Origin of the sequence: Bacillus weihaiensis (assembly GCF_001889165.1) — a bacterium.
Classification (GTDB): Bacteria; Bacillota; Bacilli; order Bacillales; family Bacillaceae; genus Metabacillus; species Metabacillus weihaiensis.
Window position 1 is genome coordinate 654,820 of sequence record NZ_CP016020.1, and the last position, 16,449, is coordinate 671,268.

Here is a 16,449-nt window from a genome sequence, read left to right on the forward strand (position 1 = left end):
TGGGTGAAGGAATGTACTTTGTTAATCGTGAGCATATAGAAACAAAATTATCCTATTTAGAAAGTCAAATGACGGTTTTTGAGCAGCAAGAAAAATGGACAGACATGCTAGAGAAGATAGCACTAGAACGAATTTGTCATATGGCAATCGAAACGGTGATTGATGTTGGGAATTCGATGATAGATGGATTTATCATGAGAGATCCGGGTAGCTATGAAGACATTATTGATATCCTGTTAGATGAAAAGGTTGTGGGTGAGCAGAGCGCAAACCAATTAAAATCAATAGTTTCTCTTAGAAAAGTATTAGTACAAGATTATGTTGGAATTGACCATGATAAGCTTTTATATACATTCAAAAGAAATATCGTTGCGTTGAAAGCTTTCCCAGCTTCTATTCGAACGTATTTAGAAAACGAATTAGGTCCGGTTTCAGCATTTATCCCTTTAAAAGACTAACAATACATAGTAAAAAAGAGCTTGGGTCAAAATGAGGCCATTTCTTTTAAAAGACGAACGATTATCGTTGGACACGTTGTTACTTATTATTATGTTGTGGTGGAAGAACAAGTACGTTCCATTCCGCTCCATTACATTAGTGATTAACAATCGTATGAACAATACATGTAGTGACAAAGAATAAAACCCGAACGACATGGGAGATTTTCAATGACATATCACCTGATCATTCGGGTTTATCAACTAAAACACTTATGTCCCAGCCTCTTTTTCAAAAGGTATGAAATGTATACAAGTTTGTATCTGCTCTAGGCGCCCGGAGCTTTTCTTTGGGGTTGGAATGATTAAAGGCTTCGTGCTGCGTGTGGATAAGTGCGTCAACAGCTAGGTTCAGCGCCTAGTCCCCTCAAGGTCATGCCCGAGTCTGACCAAGGCGTCCTGAGATTTCATACATGAAAGGAGGAGAATGTTGATGAAAGCCTATAAGGGGTATTTAATTGATTTAGATGGCACGATGTATAGGGGAACAGAAGAAATTAAAGAGGCAAGTGAGTTTGTATCTTCTCTTGCTGAAAGAAATCTTCCCTATTTATTTGTAACGAATAATTCCTCGCAAACTCCGGAACAGGTTGCTGAAAAATTACGGAGCTTTCAGATCCCTGCTACTAGTGACCATATCTTTACAACAAGTATGGCAACAGCAAATTATATTTCGATGCAACAGGTGAATGCGAGTGTATTTGCAATAGGTGAAGAGGGGTTAAGGGATGCATTACAAAAAAAGGGATTGCGTTTAACAGAGGATAATCCTGATTTTGTAGTTATCGGAATTGATCGCGACATTACCTATGAAAAACTTGCGCAAGCTTGTCTTGCTGTTAGAAGTGGGGCAACCTTTCTTTCAACAAATGGAGATATTGCTATTCCTACGGAAAGAGGATTATTACCTGGTAATGGAGCATTAACGTCTGTTATTTCAGTCTCTACCAATACAAAGCCAATGTTTATCGGCAAGCCTGAAAAAATTATTGTCGAGCAAGCGATTAACCAGCTTGGTCTTGCAAAAGAAGATGTAATGATGGTTGGAGACAATTATGATACAGATATCATGGCAGGAATAAACTGTGGGATTGATACTTTACTTGTTCATACGGGAGTGACACAAAAAGAGCATTTAGATGTGCTCGTACAAAGACCTACATATACAGTGGATGATCTAGCAGAATATGTGAAGGCACTCAAGGAGTAAGTAAGGTCTACGGTGGTTTAATCCTCAAAACCTTTCAAGAGAATGATGAATTTTTTTGACATTCCCTATATAGTCAGTCCGTGTGAGAAAAGAACAAAACAAAAGGATGCCTTTGTATTCAATGGCATCCTTTTGTAATTTGGTCATACCTTGTTATTCAACGTCTCGGGCTCTATGTGCAAGTCTACTTGACGCAGCAGCAGCTATTGCACCTACGATATCATCTAGGAAGGTATGACATTTACCACCAGACTTGTCATTTAAGTATTGAAGGATTCCTGGTTTTAGCTTATCGATATAGCCATAATTCGTGAATCCAATAGACCCGTATATATTAACAATTGAAAATGCGAGAATTTCATCGACTCCGTATAAGCTCTCATCTGTACTAATAATGGACTGAAGTGGTTCTTCTAGCTGTCCTTTTTCAGCAAGGATATCAAATTGTATTCCCGTAAGAATGGCATTTTGAACTTCTCTTTTTGTTAGAACCCTATCAACATTTTCTAAGCAGTCTTCAATTTTTAAATCTGGATGATATTTCTCTTGTAGGAAATAAACAAGTTCTGCAATATCATCTAGAGTTACACCACGTTGTACCATCCATTCTCTCGCTGTTTTTTCAACAATGTCCATATTTTCATTATTTTTCATCATAATCACCTGTTTCTTCTAAATTAGCGTATTTATTCATTGTATGACGATATTTTGTAAACTATTCTATGTATTCATTACGCTCGCATTACCAGTCTCCATAATACTCGTCCAGGACACCTCTTCTACAATATACCCTTTTTACTACTTCTATAAAACTAAGGAAGTCCCTGCCACTAAATCATCATAAATCTGTTCATTGATGATTACGATAGTAATAGAAATAATTTGGTGGAGGGAACCCAATGAAGGATGTCTTGAAAGAAAAGTATGGCATTAAAGTACCGGAAATTCTTATGAAGGGTCAGCTTCAGACATTTACCATACATCATACGGAATTTGTTATTGTCCCTATATCCCATGTAGATGAAGAAGAATTATACGAATTATATCAACTGAATCACTATATGAATGATAAGAAGGAGCCTTATTTAGCAACAATTGTGTTAACAAAGGAGAACTATTTATCCTTTGAACATGATGAGAATCGTTATCTTTTGCTTAAAGTCCCTAAAACAACCTTTCAGCCACATGCAATAGGAAGAGATTTAGCAAGATTCCACCTGAAAGGACGATCTTATCCTTATCAGATCTCAAAGGCTCAACGAATTGGCCAATGGAAAATGCTATGGGAAAAAAGATTAGATCAATTGGAAATGTTTTGGCGAGGGAAAATTTATCAGGAGTCATTGCACCCCTTTGAAAAGATGTTTGTTGAAGCTTTTCCATATTATTTAGGATTAGCGGAAAATGGAATACAGTATTTGGTTGATACAGAATTAGATGAAGATCCTCATCCAATCGATTCGGCAACCATTTGTCATCATCGTTTTCATAAAAATACGTGGTTAGGCGATGTGCAAATGAAGTCGCCAATAGATTGGGTATTTGATCATCATAGTAGAGATCTCGCGGAATACATGAGATTTTCTTTTTTTCACGATCAAGAAGAATTTAAACAGTATGGGTATAAATTTATTGAGGATTATGATCGGACCTCACCACTATCTCCTTTTTCATGGAGACTGATTTACAGTCGATTGCTATTTCCCGTTCATTTCTTTGAGTGTGTGGAAAATTATTATTTATCAAATGGCGATACTTTCTATGAAGATCAATTAACCTCAATCTTAGACACGTCAGATCAGTACGAAGCTTTTTTGCAAAGCTATTCAAGTATGCTGTCAATGAGGACTAAGAGAATGGTTCTTCCGCAGGTAGAATGGATCATGCCAGTGGGGAAGTAAATTGGTTGTTCAAATGAACTAGTAGGAGGGAGGAATGCTTCCTTCTTCCTTTGTAGTAAAGTAAGTATGTTAAAATAAGGAATAGGTTGAACTTATTTTTTAATGAGGTGACGTTTGAAGTGAAAAGGCCAAAAATCTTTATTACACGTAAATGTTCTGAACAACAACTACAGCCGTTATATGAAATAGCCGACGTAGATATGTGGCCAGAGGAAGAAATCCCTTGTCCTAGAGAATTACTACTTGAGAAGGCAGGAGACGCAGATGGCCTGCTGACTATGCTATCTGATTCGATTGATCAGGAATTATTAACAACTGCTAATAAATTAAAAGTTGTCGCTAACTTAGCGGTTGGTTTCGATAACATAGATGTTCAAGCAGCAAATGAAAATGGTGTGGTTGTTTGTAATACACCTGATATCTTAACGGATACAACAGCAGATTTAACCTTTGGACTTATTCTATCGACAGCTCGCAGGCTAATGGAGGCTGCAAATGTTGTAAAGAATGACCAGTGGAAAAGCTGGGGACCTTTACTATTAGCGGGACACGATGTTCATCATAAAACACTTGGAATTGTTGGCATGGGGAATATTGGACAAGCTGTGGCAAAAAGGGCTACAGGGTTTGAGATGAACATCCTTTATCATAATCGATCAAAAAATGAAGAGGCGGAACAAAGGCTTGGAGCGACATATTGTACATTTTATGAGCTTCTAGAAAAATCGGATTTTGTCGTCTGCCTAACACCTTTAACGACAGAAACGAAGGAGCTTTTTAATAAAGACGCATTCAATAAAATGAAGAAGTCTGCCATCTTTATTAATGTAAGTCGCGGGGCAGTTGTAAACGAAGAGGATTTATATGATGCTTTAGTTTCGGGTGAAATTGCAGGCGCAGGATTAGATGTGTTTCTTCATGAGCCAATTCCGTCCAGTCATCCGCTAGTAAGTCTACAAAATGTTGTGGCTTTACCACATATAGGAAGTGCTAGCTATGAGACGAGATATGGCATGATGAACTTATGCGCGTCAAATATAGCTGCAGTACTTAACGGAAAGGATCCATATACTCCTGTGAGGTTATAAGCAATATAGACTACATTCTTTCATAGATTCTTAGGTGTAGTTGTATGAAATCTAAGAATGAAACTTTGAAATAGCTGGTAACTCGGCTATTTCATTCATTTTCTCTATAAATGAGGAGCTTTTTTCATGAATGAGCCACAATTGATATCGCTTACATAAAAAAACTGAAAATTCACCCTTGTAAAACAGTTCCAACCATCTTATAATGACAAATATATCATTAGTGTCTTTTAAGGAGAAACATTTGTATTTTATAGACGTACAAAAAGGAGTGGTATCGTGGAATCAATTCAGGTGGGACTATTAGGTCTAGGTACAGTTGGAAGTGGTGTTGTAAAGATTATCGAAGACCACCAGGACAAATTAATGCATCAAGTTGGTTGTCCAGTTAAAGTAACAAAGATTCTTGTGAAAGATTTGGAAAAATCTCGACAAGTTGAAATAAAGAAAGAAATGCTTACAACAAACGTAGAAGATGTTATATATAATCCTGATATAGATGTAGTGATTGAAGTAATGGGTGGAGTAGAAGAAACTCGCCATCACTTAATTGGAGCGTTACAAGCGAAGAAGCATGTCGTAACTGCTAATAAGGATTTAATGGCGGTGTATGGAACAGAACTTCTTTCCATTGCGACTGAAAATGGGTGTGACTTATTCTATGAAGCGAGTGTTGCTGGTGGAATTCCTATTCTTCGTAGTTTAGTAGATGGTTTAGCTTCAGATCGTATTACGAAAATGATGGGGATTGTGAACGGAACTACGAACTTCATTTTAACTAAAATGTCGAAATTCGGTAGTGCATACGATGCAGTGTTAAAAGAAGCGCAAGACTTAGGCTACGCGGAGTCCGATCCAACTTCAGACGTTGAAGGCCTGGATGCCGCAAGAAAAATGGCGATACTTGCTAGACTTGGCTTTTCTATGCATGTAGATTTAGAGGACGTGCAAGTGAAAGGAATTTCGAATGTAACGGATGACGATATAAGCTATAGCAAACGATTAGGCTATACAATGAAGTTAATCGGGATTGCTCAGCGCGAGAATGGGAAAATTGAAGTAGCGGTAGAACCCACATTACTTCCAGAATCCCATCCACTAGCGTCTGTAAACGACGAATTTAACGCTGTCTATGTGTATGGAGAAGCTGTAGGTGAGACTATGTTCTATGGCCCAGGTGCTGGAAGTCTTCCAACGGCCACTGCGGTTGTTTCGGATGTAGTCGGTGTGATGAAGAATATGAGGCTCGGAGTAAATGGAAGAAGTGCCGTAGCCCCTCAATTTGAAAAACAATTAAAAAGTGAAGAACATATTTACGCACAGCATTTCCTCCGTATTCGTGCAAAAGATCAGGTTGGTGCTTTTTCGAACATTACCTCTCTATTTTCAGAAAAAGGGGTTAGCTTTGAAAAAATTCTTCAACTTCCGATTAAAAATAGTAATCTAGCTGAAATTGTGATCGTGACACATAAAGCATCGAAGAGAGATTTTGATCAGATTTTACAACGATTAAATGATTTGCCAGTAGTTGATGAAGTGAAAAGTACTTATCGAGTAGAAGGGAACGGATTCGTATGATGTGGAAAGGTTTAATTCAAGAATTTGCAGAATTTTTACCCGTAACAGAAAATACACCAAAATTAACATTGCAGGAAGGGAATACTCCGCTTATTCACTTACCGAAGCTGTCTGAGAAACTAGGCGTTGAATTGTATGTGAAAACAGAAGGAACGAATCCAACTGGCTCTTTTAAGGATCGAGGTATGGTGATGGCTGTTGCGAAGGCGAAGGAAGAAGGCAGTGATACAGTCATTTGTGCTTCTACAGGTAACACGTCAGCTGCAGCGGCAGCCTATGCAGCAAGGGCGAATATGAAATGTATCGTGCTAATTCCTGATGGAAAGATTGCCTTTGGTAAATTGGCACAAGCTGTTATGTATGGAGCTGAAATTTATGCCATTCAAGGGAACTTTGATCATGCGTTAACTATGGTTCGTAACATAAGCGAAAAATTACCTATTACTCTAGTAAACTCTGTTAATCCTTATCGGATTGAAGGGCAAAAAACAGCTGCGTTTGAAGTTTGTGAGCAGCTTGGAAGTGCTCCTGACTATTTAGCTATTCCTGTTGGAAATGCAGGGAATATAACGGCCTATTGGAAAGGTTTCAAAGAATATCATGAAAAGAAACAAACAGGCCTTCCTATCATTCACGGCTTCCAGGCTGAAGGTGCTGCTGCAATTGTTAGGGGAGAGCCAATTGCTAATCCAGAGACAGTAGCAACTGCGATTCGAATTGGGAACCCTGCCAGCTGGGAAACAGCGGTGAGGGCGAAAGAAGAATCAGGTGGCAAAATTGATTCTGTAACGGATGAAGAAATCTTAGAAGCGTATCAGTTAATTGCTCGAGAAGAAGGAGTATTCGCAGAACCAGGCTCTTGCGCATCTATCGCGGGTTTAATTAAGCATCGTAAGCTAGGTTTAATTAAAGAAGGCAGTAAAGTAGTTGCAGTTCTCACAGGTAATGGATTAAAGGATCCAAATACAGCAATTGATGTTTCTGAAATTAAGCCTATTGTATTACCAAATGATGAAGAAATCTTTTTACAGCAATTAAATGGAGTTACGGTTCAATGAAAGAAGGAGACATGTTAAAAATATCTGTTCCAGGGAGTACTGCCAACTTGGGACCAGGCTTTGATTCAGTAGGGCTTGCTCTAGGAAAGTATTTAACTCTTGAGGTCAAACAAGCTGATAATTTTGTCTTTATCCCTATGACAGAGGATGTAAAGGGAATACCTACTAATGAGAGCAATCTTATTGCGCAGATTGCCTTAAAAGTAGCATCTCTTTACAATCGCCAATTACCACAATGTGAAGTAAAAGTGTGGAGTGATATTCCTATGGCAAGGGGAGTAGGAAGTAGTGCAGCTGCTATTATTGCAGGTATTGAACTTGCTAATCAACTTTGTGATCTTAACTTATCAGAGGATGAGAAGCTAAGATTTGCAAGCCTTGAAGAGGGACATCCAGATAATGTGGGTGCATCCTTATATGGAGGTCTTGTTATTGGTTTACATGAACAAAATCAAACAGAACTTGTTAGATTAACCGAAGTAGAGGTTGATTGTGTACTCGTTATACCTAAGTATGAAGTATTGACAAGTGATGCCAGAAATGTTCTCCCTCAGATGCTTACCTATAAATCTGCTGTAGAAGCAAGTGCAGTCAGTAATATGTTAGTAGCGGGTCTTTTATCAAATAATTGGAATTTAGTCGGAAAAATGATGCAAAAGGACCTTCTTCATCAACCATATCGCTCGGAGCTCATTCCTGAGATTCAGCTTGTTCAGGAAAAGGTGAAAAAATTCGGTGCGTATGGATCTGCACTTAGTGGAGCTGGACCAACTGTCATCTCTTTTGTTGAAAAAGGGCAGGGAGAAGAACTAGCTTCCTATCTTTCAAACGAATTTGTAAATTGTCAAGTTGAGCATGTTGCAATAGACCTACAAGGATGTAGAGTAGAACAAATTCAACGTGTGAAGTGAAAAAACAGTGAGGCACTTGGACACTAAACGGTGGTGTATATGTGTCTCCATACGAAAGAACCGCTCACTAATATGGATGTGAGTGGTTCTTTTATGGTTTAAGGTAGGATAAAATGGAGCGATTGTGAAAAAAGTACTTCAACATCCAGCTCTTGAAGTCGGAGGTTTTTGCAAAAAAGTCAGATGCCTACCCTAAAAGAGCAACCCGTGTATGTACAGTCGTTGCTCAGGAGGTCCCACTTTTGTTTAAGGAACGGATCTGTCAGCTAAAAAAATGGACTAACCATACGGTTAGCCCATTTTGCTATTGCTATTAAAATACTTGTTCTACTTCGATAATACCAGGTACTTCTTCTAAAAGTGCACGCTCGATACCTGCTTTTAATGTAATTGTTGAACTTGGGCAGCTACCGCAAGCGCCTAGTAAGCGAAGCTTTACAATCCCATCTTCAACATCTACTAATTCACAATCTCCTCCATCACGAAGTAAAAATGGACGTAGTTTATCTAATACCTCTTGGACTTGATCGAAAATTGTTGTTTCAGTAGTCATATAATCAAACTCCTTTCTTTCCTTATCTTATATTATATTGGAAATACAAGAAAAAATCTAATTGGATGAACCAATCTCATGACCAATTTTTTCATATTTGACTTGAAGGCAGAGTTTTTAATCTAGTACATATCTTGTGTGGATGTCAAACTAATCGCCTTGAGCTTTTCTAATCTTACCATATTTCACTCTATAGAAAAATGGTATTTGTTTGGAGTGAAGGATGGAACTTTTTATTTAATTCGAATACAATGAAGAAAAACAGACTGTGGGTGAAGAGAGTGAAAAACGTAGAAATTAATGTGTATGGTGCAGAGGTTTTATGTCCAAGTTGTGTAAACTTACCTTCAGCTAAAGAAACCTATGAATGGCTTGAGGCGGCACTATCTAGAAAGTATGAAGGTCAAGCTTTTCATATAACCTATATAGATATCCATCAACCCCAAGAGAACCAAGAAAAACAGGAGATGGCTGATAAGATCTTAGCGGATGAATTCTTTTACCCTCTAGTAGTAATTGAAGGTGAAGTGGTGGGAGAAGGAAGTCCTAGATTGAAGAAAATCTATGAGGTGATGGAAAAGCACGGATACATAAGTGTGATAAGTTAAGCAGCTGTCGAATGAGCCTTTGGAACATAAACATAAAGACGATGTGAATAAAATATAAAGAAGCAGATTATTTATCTGCTTCTTTATTATGGATGGAATAAGACTGACTAATAGCCATTACCCGTTATGATATTTGTACATCCATAGGACTCCAGATTTAAGTAGTCGTGGTACACGTCCCATTAATGGACGATCATTCACAAGTCCAAAGCCTTGCTTCTTTCCTAATGAGCCTAAAACACCCTTTAGTTTAAATGGTGGGAATGATTCAGGAAGAGGTTCATTATTCCATTTTTTTTGCAATACCTGCACAATTTGCTCAGCCTGTGCTTCAGCAAGCTGTGCACTAGGAGCATGAGGTAAACTGGCACAATCACCTACAACGAATACATCTTCATGAGTGGAAATATAATGCTGTGTTGTTAAGACAACACGTCCTTGATTATCCTTCTCAACTGGTAGATCTCGAACAACTTTGTTTGGCTGAATACCAGCTGTCCAGACGATGACGTCACATTCAAATGGTTGATCATGGTTGTAAACAATATTAGGTTCTACCTTTGTAATGTTGGCTTCACTAATAATCTCAACACCATGCTCAGTAAACCATTTCTCCACGTAGCTGCTTAACCGCTCTGGGAAGCTTGATAGGATATGCTTACTTCTGTCAAATAGCTTTATGTTTAAGTCTTTACGGCTTTCTCTAAGCTCACTAGCGAGCTCCACCCCACTTAAACCAGCCCCTACAATCCCAACAGTTGCACCAGCACATAAATTATTTAATTTTGTATAGGTGTCTCTAGATTGATCGATTGTCTGAATGCTATTAGTATATTCATAAGCACCAGGAACATTGTGGTATTTATCCTCACAGCCCAAACCGATAATAAGGTCATCATAATAGACTGGATCTTCGTCTTCAAAAATGACTTTCTTTTCTTCAAGATCAACAGAAGAGACAGTTCCATACTTCGCATGAAGTCTAGGATGCTCAGGGAAAGATACACGAATGTGATGGTCGGAAATCGTACCAGCAGCTAATGCATAGTACTCTGTTTTCAGACAGTGATAAGGATTTTTATCAATTAATGTAATTTGAACATCATCTGGCAATTGATTAGGTAGTAAACGAAGTAAAACGCGCATACCTCCGTAACCTCCGCCAAGGATCACTAGGTTTTTCATAGTAGATACCCCTTTTTCCCCACGTTTTTAAAAGATGGCTTTTTCATATAGAGAAAGATTGTCTTATTAAAAAAGCTTAGTTTAGTAGCATGATAAGATTATTATAACGAAAAAATAAGGACATGTGTTTACTATTAAAAAAGATCTTTTTATTAAGATAGGGACCTTTTTAATTGGAAATCCTCTCAGTGTGAATATGAGTAATAATAGATGCTTACCATGCAATTATGATAAAATATAATTCAAAATTCCATACAAAAGTATAACGAATTTCCTATAGAACCTCAACACATTATTGAAAAAAACGTTTTCTTTTATTTTAAATTTTAACATACATTCTTTAGGTGTAACATAATCAAGATGTTTCCTTTTTTAAAGAGGAAAAGAATTTAAATTGACTGAAATCATATAAGGAATTAAGATAGAAAAAGTAGAGAGGTGGGAAAATGAAGCCAATAATTGAATTCTGTATTAGCAACTTAGCTAATGGCTCACAATCAGCATTGGAGAAGCTTGAGAAAGATCCAAATTTAGATATTATTGAATATGGCTGCCTAAGCTATTGTGGGAAATGTAGCCAATCTTTATTTGCACTTGTAAATGGAGAAATTGTTACAGGTGAAGATCCTGATGCTCTTGTTGAAAACATATATACTCATTTGGATGAAAATCCAATGTTTTAATTAGATGAAAGACCATCCATTCCGGATGGTCTTTTTTTAAGGCTATTTTCGTATAGATAGTAGACTTAATTACCTGATGATTAATACCTAAAGCTAGTCACTATCTATTCGTTTTTATAAGTAATCATTCCTGTTTTTGCTTTGTAAAGAATGAATTTACAATCTACTAGATTTTTCTTTACAAATACATGCTATTTTTTGGTAGTACGATAGCGGTCAAAAAAGCGAGTATAGGAGGATTTTTATGAAGAAGTTTGGAAAATTTAGTTACGCATTTATTTTGATCTTGGCACTATTTGTCTCTGGTATCTCCTTTGCATCAACGAATGCAGCTAGCTCTCTATCAGTATCTCAAGCTCTACAAGTACAAAATAATTCCATTCAAACAGTGGAAGGGTACGTGGTAGGAAAACCAAATTCATCAACAACAGTAGAAACAAGCCAATTTTCAGACGACTACGCTTTAGCTATCGCTGATCATGTAAGTGAAAAAAGCACATCTAACATGCTATATGTCCAAATACCTTCTCAATTTAGAGCAGGATTTGGTTTGAAAAGTAACCCAAGTTTAATGGGCAAAAAGGTTAAAGTAACTGGTAATCTAACATCCTATTATTCTCACGCTGGTCTAAAAAATACGACTACCATGACTCTTGTATCTTCCGGAGGCACGTCAGGAGAGTCATCTAGTAATCTTGACTCTTATTATCAAACGGCTACAGGAAAAACAGGCTCTGCTTTAAAATCAGCTCTACATACTATTATTGATGATCACAATGAGATCTCCTACGACAATGTATGGGAAGCATTACGAAATACAGATGAAGATCCTACTAATTCAAACAATGTAATCTTGCTTTATACAGGGCGTTCTCAAAGCAAAACATCTAACGGTACAGGAGTTGATTCTTGGAATCGCGAACATGTCTGGGCAAAATCACATGGTGACTTTGGAACAACGATGGGAGCAGGCACAGACCTTCATCATTTGCGTCCAACAGATGTAACGGTAAACAGTTCAAGAGGAAACAAAGATTTTGATAATGGTGGAACAGCTCAAAAAGAAGCACCAGATACCTATGCGGACAGCGATTCTTGGGAGCCAAGAGATGAAGTAAAAGGTGATGTTGCGAGAATGATTTTCTATATGGCTGTACGCTATGAAGGAGATAGCGGAGAATTAGATCTTGAAGTAACAGAAACTGTAAATAACGGATCTGCACCACTACATGGAAAATTATCAACATTATTAGAGTGGCATGTTCAAGATCCAGTAGATGACTTCGAACGTAATAGAAACAATGAAATCTATACAAATTATCAATATAATCGAAACCCATTTATTGATCATCCTGAATGGGTAGATCTTATTTGGTAAGGCACTGTTCTAATATCTCTGAAGAACGAGCTTGCTGTGTGAGACACTAATCAAATAAGCGTAGAAATAACCAGGCATCCCCATTGCATTGATACAGCGTTGTTTCAATGCAATGGGGTGCCATTTTTATCCTTCACCACTACCAGCTTTCAATTCAACGATATACCTAAAAGCTATTTCTTAGGAATGTATTGAGATTTCCCCTACAAGCTATCAATAACCTATCACCAATTGTTTTTCGATACTCTAGCACTAAATACACGCAAATACACTATGTATTTCATTTAGAAAAATCCTAAGTGCCGAGATTTTCCGTAAAGAGCTGCTCTCTATCTTGAGAGAGAGCAGCTCTTTACTTTCTTGCATACCGGGTATTTATGGATGGAAGATGTCTATATTCTGTGAATAAGTAAAATACCAACAATGTTATAGAAAGGAGCGTTTTAATAGAAAGCTATTCTCAGTGGGAGAGGATTGATGGCTAACTTGAATGAATCTTAAATCCAAAACAAACAGTTTTCTTCATCTTAAACATGTTAATAAACAATACACGGTTAATAACATTCTTAAATGTAAAACAGATGATACATTGAAGTTGATTCACATAGTAACCTTTCAGACTATTTTTCTTGAAAGAGTAAGTACATATATCTAGGAGTATTGAAGTGTACCTGTTATTTTTAGATATTATTTACTATATAATTTCCAATCACTTTATTTATAATAAATATGTATGTAAAAAATTAACATGAAAGTGAGTGAGTGGAATGAATGAAAAAATAAAGTTGAAAACACTCGCTATGGAAAAAGTGGCTCAAGTCATTGACTCTTTATCAAATGAAGCAAAGATTAGATATCGTGTGGCAATCAATGAGTTTGCAGATGTGTATCTTGATGATGAACTTGTCTTTCCAGAACTTTACTATGCTTACAAGCAAGAGCGATCCTCCTACGAATTACAATGTACAAATGGAGATAAGATTATTTATAGAAGAGAACATAATGAGCACGTGATTCAGTTTGCACAAACATATTTTTGTTTACCTGAGGAGCTTTTTGTCCTCCTTATTACTTCCTGTATGGAAATCATGAGAGAGGTGTTACCGCTAGGAACAGTAGTTGAACTTAACCCACTTCATTTTATTCCGGAACATCAAACGTCTTCACCTACCAAAGTTGTGATTACAAAACGTTTTATAGCACCAACAGGGTATCAAACGTATTTCCCTTACGGTGGCTCTATTTACCCTGTAGGAGAAATGAAGAAAGATACAACGATCTATTTTACAGAGCCATTAATTACAAATGTGATCCATACTGGCTATAAAGATGATATGGAAGAAGCCTTTCTTCTGCTTGTAAAAGAAGATTTTATTGTTCAAAAAAATATGAAGTCAATTGAATTTTCAGCACAAGATATGAAACGTCTTCAGCTTGAAATTGAGTCTAAGGAAAGAGCGGGTAAAAGGTAATGGCACTTTATACGTCAGGCTTTTGTTATAACTTAGTTTCTGGGATTAGCTCGTCTTTGGAGGATGCCAAATATGAGATTAAGAAAAATTTTGAGCAAATGGACTTAGAAAATGCATCTGTTGAAGAAGAGATGAGAGAAATGATAGAAGAAATGATTGCAGAGATTGATCAATTACTTGCCACGATTCAATCTGTTCATTTTAGATAAAAAGTTGGTAGAGAGGAGTTTACGTATTGGGAACAACACACATAAAGATGAGTGTTCACGATTTACAAACCACTTTACAAACCCTTCAATCAAGTATTGAAGAGTTTAGTAGTTATACCGACACCTTCCGTACTGGCACAAGAGATCAATTAAAGAACTTTAATTCTGATTTCATAGAAAAAGTAGATGCAATTCTAGATAATATGAATGATGATATCAATAAGGATTTACTAAAAGATATGTATGCTATTCATGCTGCTGGTAAAGAAATGTTAGAAGAAATGAAGAAGGCCGACGAAGAAGCGAGTGAATTGATTCGGAGTGGGCAATCATGAAAAGAGACATCCAAATTAACTATGGAATATTGGATCAGATTATTGAACAGCTTCATACATACAAAAATGCCTTAAATCAAATGCATAGCTCCCTAACCTCGATAGCTGTTTATGTAGAAAGTAACGCGGGAAAAAGCTTGGATGTTTGGGATGACACCATTCAGCAATCAAAGAAAAATATTACTAGCTACCAAGCTCAAATAGACGATCTTTTATCATTATTTGAAAACTACGTGACCGATACAACGGCCTACATTACACCTATTTCTCGAAATAGTATGATGAGAGTCGATCGCAACGATATCTGGTGGAACCTCACACAGATTGAATCAGGGGTAAACAACAATATGTTCCATGCGATCCTAGAAACACATAAGTCCCCAAGCTTCTTATTTGGTTTGTTTGACGATCCAACTCCAGAAGAAAAAGAAAGAAGCAGACATAATAAACAAAAGCTTGATGCTATTCGGACGAATATTGAATCTTCCAAGGCCATGCTTGAAAAGAATATAGAAGGTTTATGGGATATTTATGAAACAAAAGTAAAAAAGTTCGAAAATGTTGATGATGAATACTCAAACAAAGCCTCTGCAGTCAAAGATACCTACACCAACTTCTTTGAAGGAGTAAGTGATGTCGTGTCTGTAACCGTTGAAGGCGTATGGAATTTCATAAAAGGAGTAGGTGTTGCCGTCTATGAAATCGCAGAAGGCCTAATCAGCCTTGTCATTGATGCGGGAATCATCGCGATATCTAACAACATACCAGACTTCATCGAACCCGAATTCCTAAAAAAAGCGGCAAACACAAGAGTAGAGACCTTTGCCGGAACGCTCGAACAAATCATCGACGACCCAATCATCGTCCTAGAATCGGTAGCACAATCCCTATCAGACACCTCAGAAAAAGAAGGGATTATGTATGTAACTGGAGGCGCAGCAACCTCCCTCATCCCATACGTAGGCCAATCAAAATACCTCAAGCTATTAAAAGTAGAAAAAGACAAAGCAACCAACACCAAAGCAGTAAACCCAGCCATCTCTCAAAAAGTAAAAGAAATCGTCCAAAACAACAAAGTATTTGAAGGAATCAAGAAAGAAACAGTAGAATTATATAAAGATATAAAAAACGGTGGAACCCGATTTATCGATGACGTCACACACTTCTTAGGCAGAACTTTATTTCCTAATCAGACCCTTCAAATGAGTACGGCGAATTCAGTGCCAGTGAATGTGTTTAGTAGGTCGACGGTGGAAGATCGGATTGATTCGGTTGTTTCTAGGTCTAGTGTGAAGGTTGAGGAGAAGGGGACTGGGGATGGTACTAAGGGTACGGGTAATGGTGTGAATTATGGAAAGTATTCAACAAATATTGATGATAAGGTAAAAGTAATTGAAAAAGTAGATTTACCTGATTGGATAATGGAGTCATTTACTGATAGTAATTATAGGACTGTGATTACGGAAGAAGATATTACTTTCTACAGAACTTATGGTGGTGGAGCAAAAGCAAATGGTTCATTTGTAACTACTCGTCCAGCTGGTAATAGAATAAATGCGAAAATAGATACTGCATTAGTTCCGGATTGGAAAAATACTAGAGAGTTTGAAGCAATAATAGAAGTTCCTAAAGGACAAATTTTAAATATAGGTAGAGTAGAAAAACAATATACAAAAACAGGTGCTTTACTAGAAGGTGATGCTGACCAAATACTTCTACCACAAGGGTGGCAATCCGAATGGATAAAAGATATAAGAAAAGTTCCGAGTAAATAGGAGGATTT

At 37.2% G+C, this 16,449-nt stretch carries 16 protein-coding genes and 1 pseudogene; 14 read left to right on the plus strand and 3 right to left on the minus strand.

The annotated features are described in order from the left end of the window. The first annotated feature begins 11 nt into the window (after positions 1 to 11). Both A9C19_RS03060 and A9C19_RS03065 read left to right on the plus strand, forming a co-directional pair. Entirely contained in the window at positions 12 to 458 is a 447-nt protein-coding gene (locus A9C19_RS03060; protein WP_072578594.1) for a DUF86 domain-containing protein, read from the plus strand. 472 nt (positions 459 to 930) lie between these two features. After that, positions 931 to 1,707 (plus strand): TIGR01457 family HAD-type hydrolase, encoded by a 777-nt coding sequence (locus A9C19_RS03065; protein WP_072578595.1) that lies wholly within the window; start codon positions 931 to 933, stop codon positions 1,705 to 1,707. Positions 1,708 to 1,860: 153 nt separating this feature from the next. Here A9C19_RS03065 and A9C19_RS03070 read toward each other — a convergent pair whose 3' ends face one another. Continuing rightward, a complete protein-coding gene (locus tag A9C19_RS03070; protein ID WP_072578596.1) occupies positions 1,861 to 2,361 on the minus strand; it encodes a phosphatidylglycerophosphatase A family protein in 501 nt (166 codons plus the stop codon). A gap of 245 nt (positions 2,362 to 2,606) precedes the next feature. Between A9C19_RS03070 and yutH the strand changes: the two genes are divergently transcribed. The 5 genes from yutH to thrB all read left to right on the plus strand — a co-directional run bounded on the left by yutH (position 2,607) and on the right by thrB (position 8,243). Beyond that, the gene (gene yutH, locus A9C19_RS03075) at positions 2,607 to 3,608 is read left to right on the plus strand and encodes a spore coat putative kinase YutH (protein WP_072578597.1); all 1,002 of its coding nucleotides are present in this window, start codon (positions 2,607 to 2,609) and stop codon (positions 3,606 to 3,608) included. Between the two features lie 119 nt (positions 3,609 to 3,727). Beyond that, a complete protein-coding gene (locus A9C19_RS03080) occupies positions 3,728 to 4,696 on the plus strand; it encodes a 2-hydroxyacid dehydrogenase (protein WP_072578598.1) in 969 nt (322 codons plus the stop codon). Positions 4,697 to 4,975: 279 nt separating this feature from the next. Continuing rightward, positions 4,976 to 6,274: a homoserine dehydrogenase gene (locus tag A9C19_RS03085; RefSeq protein WP_099092732.1), complete on the plus strand. Its 1,299-nt coding sequence runs from the start codon at positions 4,976 to 4,978 to the stop codon at positions 6,272 to 6,274. Continuing rightward, the gene (gene thrC / locus A9C19_RS03090) at positions 6,274 to 7,332 is read left to right on the plus strand and encodes a threonine synthase (RefSeq protein WP_072581717.1); all 1,059 of its coding nucleotides are present in this window, start codon (positions 6,274 to 6,276) and stop codon (positions 7,330 to 7,332) included. The genes A9C19_RS03085 and thrC overlap by 1 nt, the downstream gene beginning before the upstream one ends. After that, positions 7,329 to 8,243 carry a homoserine kinase gene (thrB, locus tag A9C19_RS03095; RefSeq protein ID WP_072578600.1) on the plus strand — a complete coding sequence of 305 codons (915 nt, stop codon included), beginning with the start codon at positions 7,329 to 7,331 and terminating at the stop codon, positions 8,241 to 8,243. Before thrC ends, thrB begins: the two co-directional genes overlap by 4 nt. Before the next feature lie 313 nt (positions 8,244 to 8,556). Here the strand turns inward: thrB and A9C19_RS03100 are convergent. Then, positions 8,557 to 8,772: pseudogene (locus A9C19_RS03100) on the minus strand (NifU family protein); the annotation flags it as partial. Positions 8,773 to 9,077: 305 nt separating this feature from the next. On the opposite strand from A9C19_RS03100, the gene A9C19_RS03105 reads away from it, so the two are divergent. Then, complete coding sequence (locus A9C19_RS03105) at positions 9,078 to 9,404, plus strand: YuzD family protein (RefSeq protein WP_233499231.1); 327 nt, start codon at positions 9,078 to 9,080, stop codon at positions 9,402 to 9,404. Between the two features lie 117 nt (positions 9,405 to 9,521). Here A9C19_RS03105 and A9C19_RS03110 read toward each other — a convergent pair whose 3' ends face one another. Next, positions 9,522 to 10,589 carry an NAD(P)/FAD-dependent oxidoreductase gene (locus tag A9C19_RS03110; RefSeq protein WP_072578603.1) on the minus strand — a complete coding sequence of 356 codons (1,068 nt, stop codon included), beginning with the start codon at positions 10,587 to 10,589 and terminating at the stop codon, positions 9,522 to 9,524. Positions 10,590 to 11,035: 446 nt separating this feature from the next. On the opposite strand from A9C19_RS03110, the gene A9C19_RS03115 reads away from it, so the two are divergent. The 6 genes from A9C19_RS03115 to A9C19_RS22195 all read left to right on the plus strand — a co-directional run bounded on the left by A9C19_RS03115 (position 11,036) and on the right by A9C19_RS22195 (position 16,441). Continuing rightward, positions 11,036 to 11,272 (plus strand): YuzB family protein, encoded by a 237-nt coding sequence (locus tag A9C19_RS03115; RefSeq protein WP_072578604.1) that lies wholly within the window; start codon positions 11,036 to 11,038, stop codon positions 11,270 to 11,272. Positions 11,273 to 11,516: 244 nt separating this feature from the next. Further along, on the plus strand, positions 11,517 to 12,650 hold the full coding sequence (locus A9C19_RS03120) for an endonuclease (protein ID WP_072578605.1): 1,134 nt from the start codon (positions 11,517 to 11,519) through the stop codon (positions 12,648 to 12,650). A gap of 767 nt (positions 12,651 to 13,417) precedes the next feature. Continuing rightward, positions 13,418 to 14,122 carry a DUF4176 domain-containing protein gene (locus A9C19_RS03125; RefSeq protein WP_072578606.1) on the plus strand — a complete coding sequence of 235 codons (705 nt, stop codon included), beginning with the start codon at positions 13,418 to 13,420 and terminating at the stop codon, positions 14,120 to 14,122. Continuing rightward, positions 14,122 to 14,331: a hypothetical protein gene (locus tag A9C19_RS03130; RefSeq protein ID WP_072578607.1), complete on the plus strand. Its 210-nt coding sequence runs from the start codon at positions 14,122 to 14,124 to the stop codon at positions 14,329 to 14,331. The genes A9C19_RS03125 and A9C19_RS03130 overlap by 1 nt, the downstream gene beginning before the upstream one ends. A gap of 26 nt (positions 14,332 to 14,357) precedes the next feature. Next, positions 14,358 to 14,666 (plus strand): hypothetical protein, encoded by a 309-nt coding sequence (locus tag A9C19_RS03135; protein ID WP_083584264.1) that lies wholly within the window; start codon positions 14,358 to 14,360, stop codon positions 14,664 to 14,666. Beyond that, the gene (locus A9C19_RS22195; RefSeq protein WP_072578608.1) at positions 14,663 to 16,441 is read left to right on the plus strand and encodes a hypothetical protein; all 1,779 of its coding nucleotides are present in this window, start codon (positions 14,663 to 14,665) and stop codon (positions 16,439 to 16,441) included. The genes A9C19_RS03135 and A9C19_RS22195 overlap by 4 nt, the downstream gene beginning before the upstream one ends. The last annotated feature ends 8 nt before the right edge of the window (positions 16,442 to 16,449 follow it).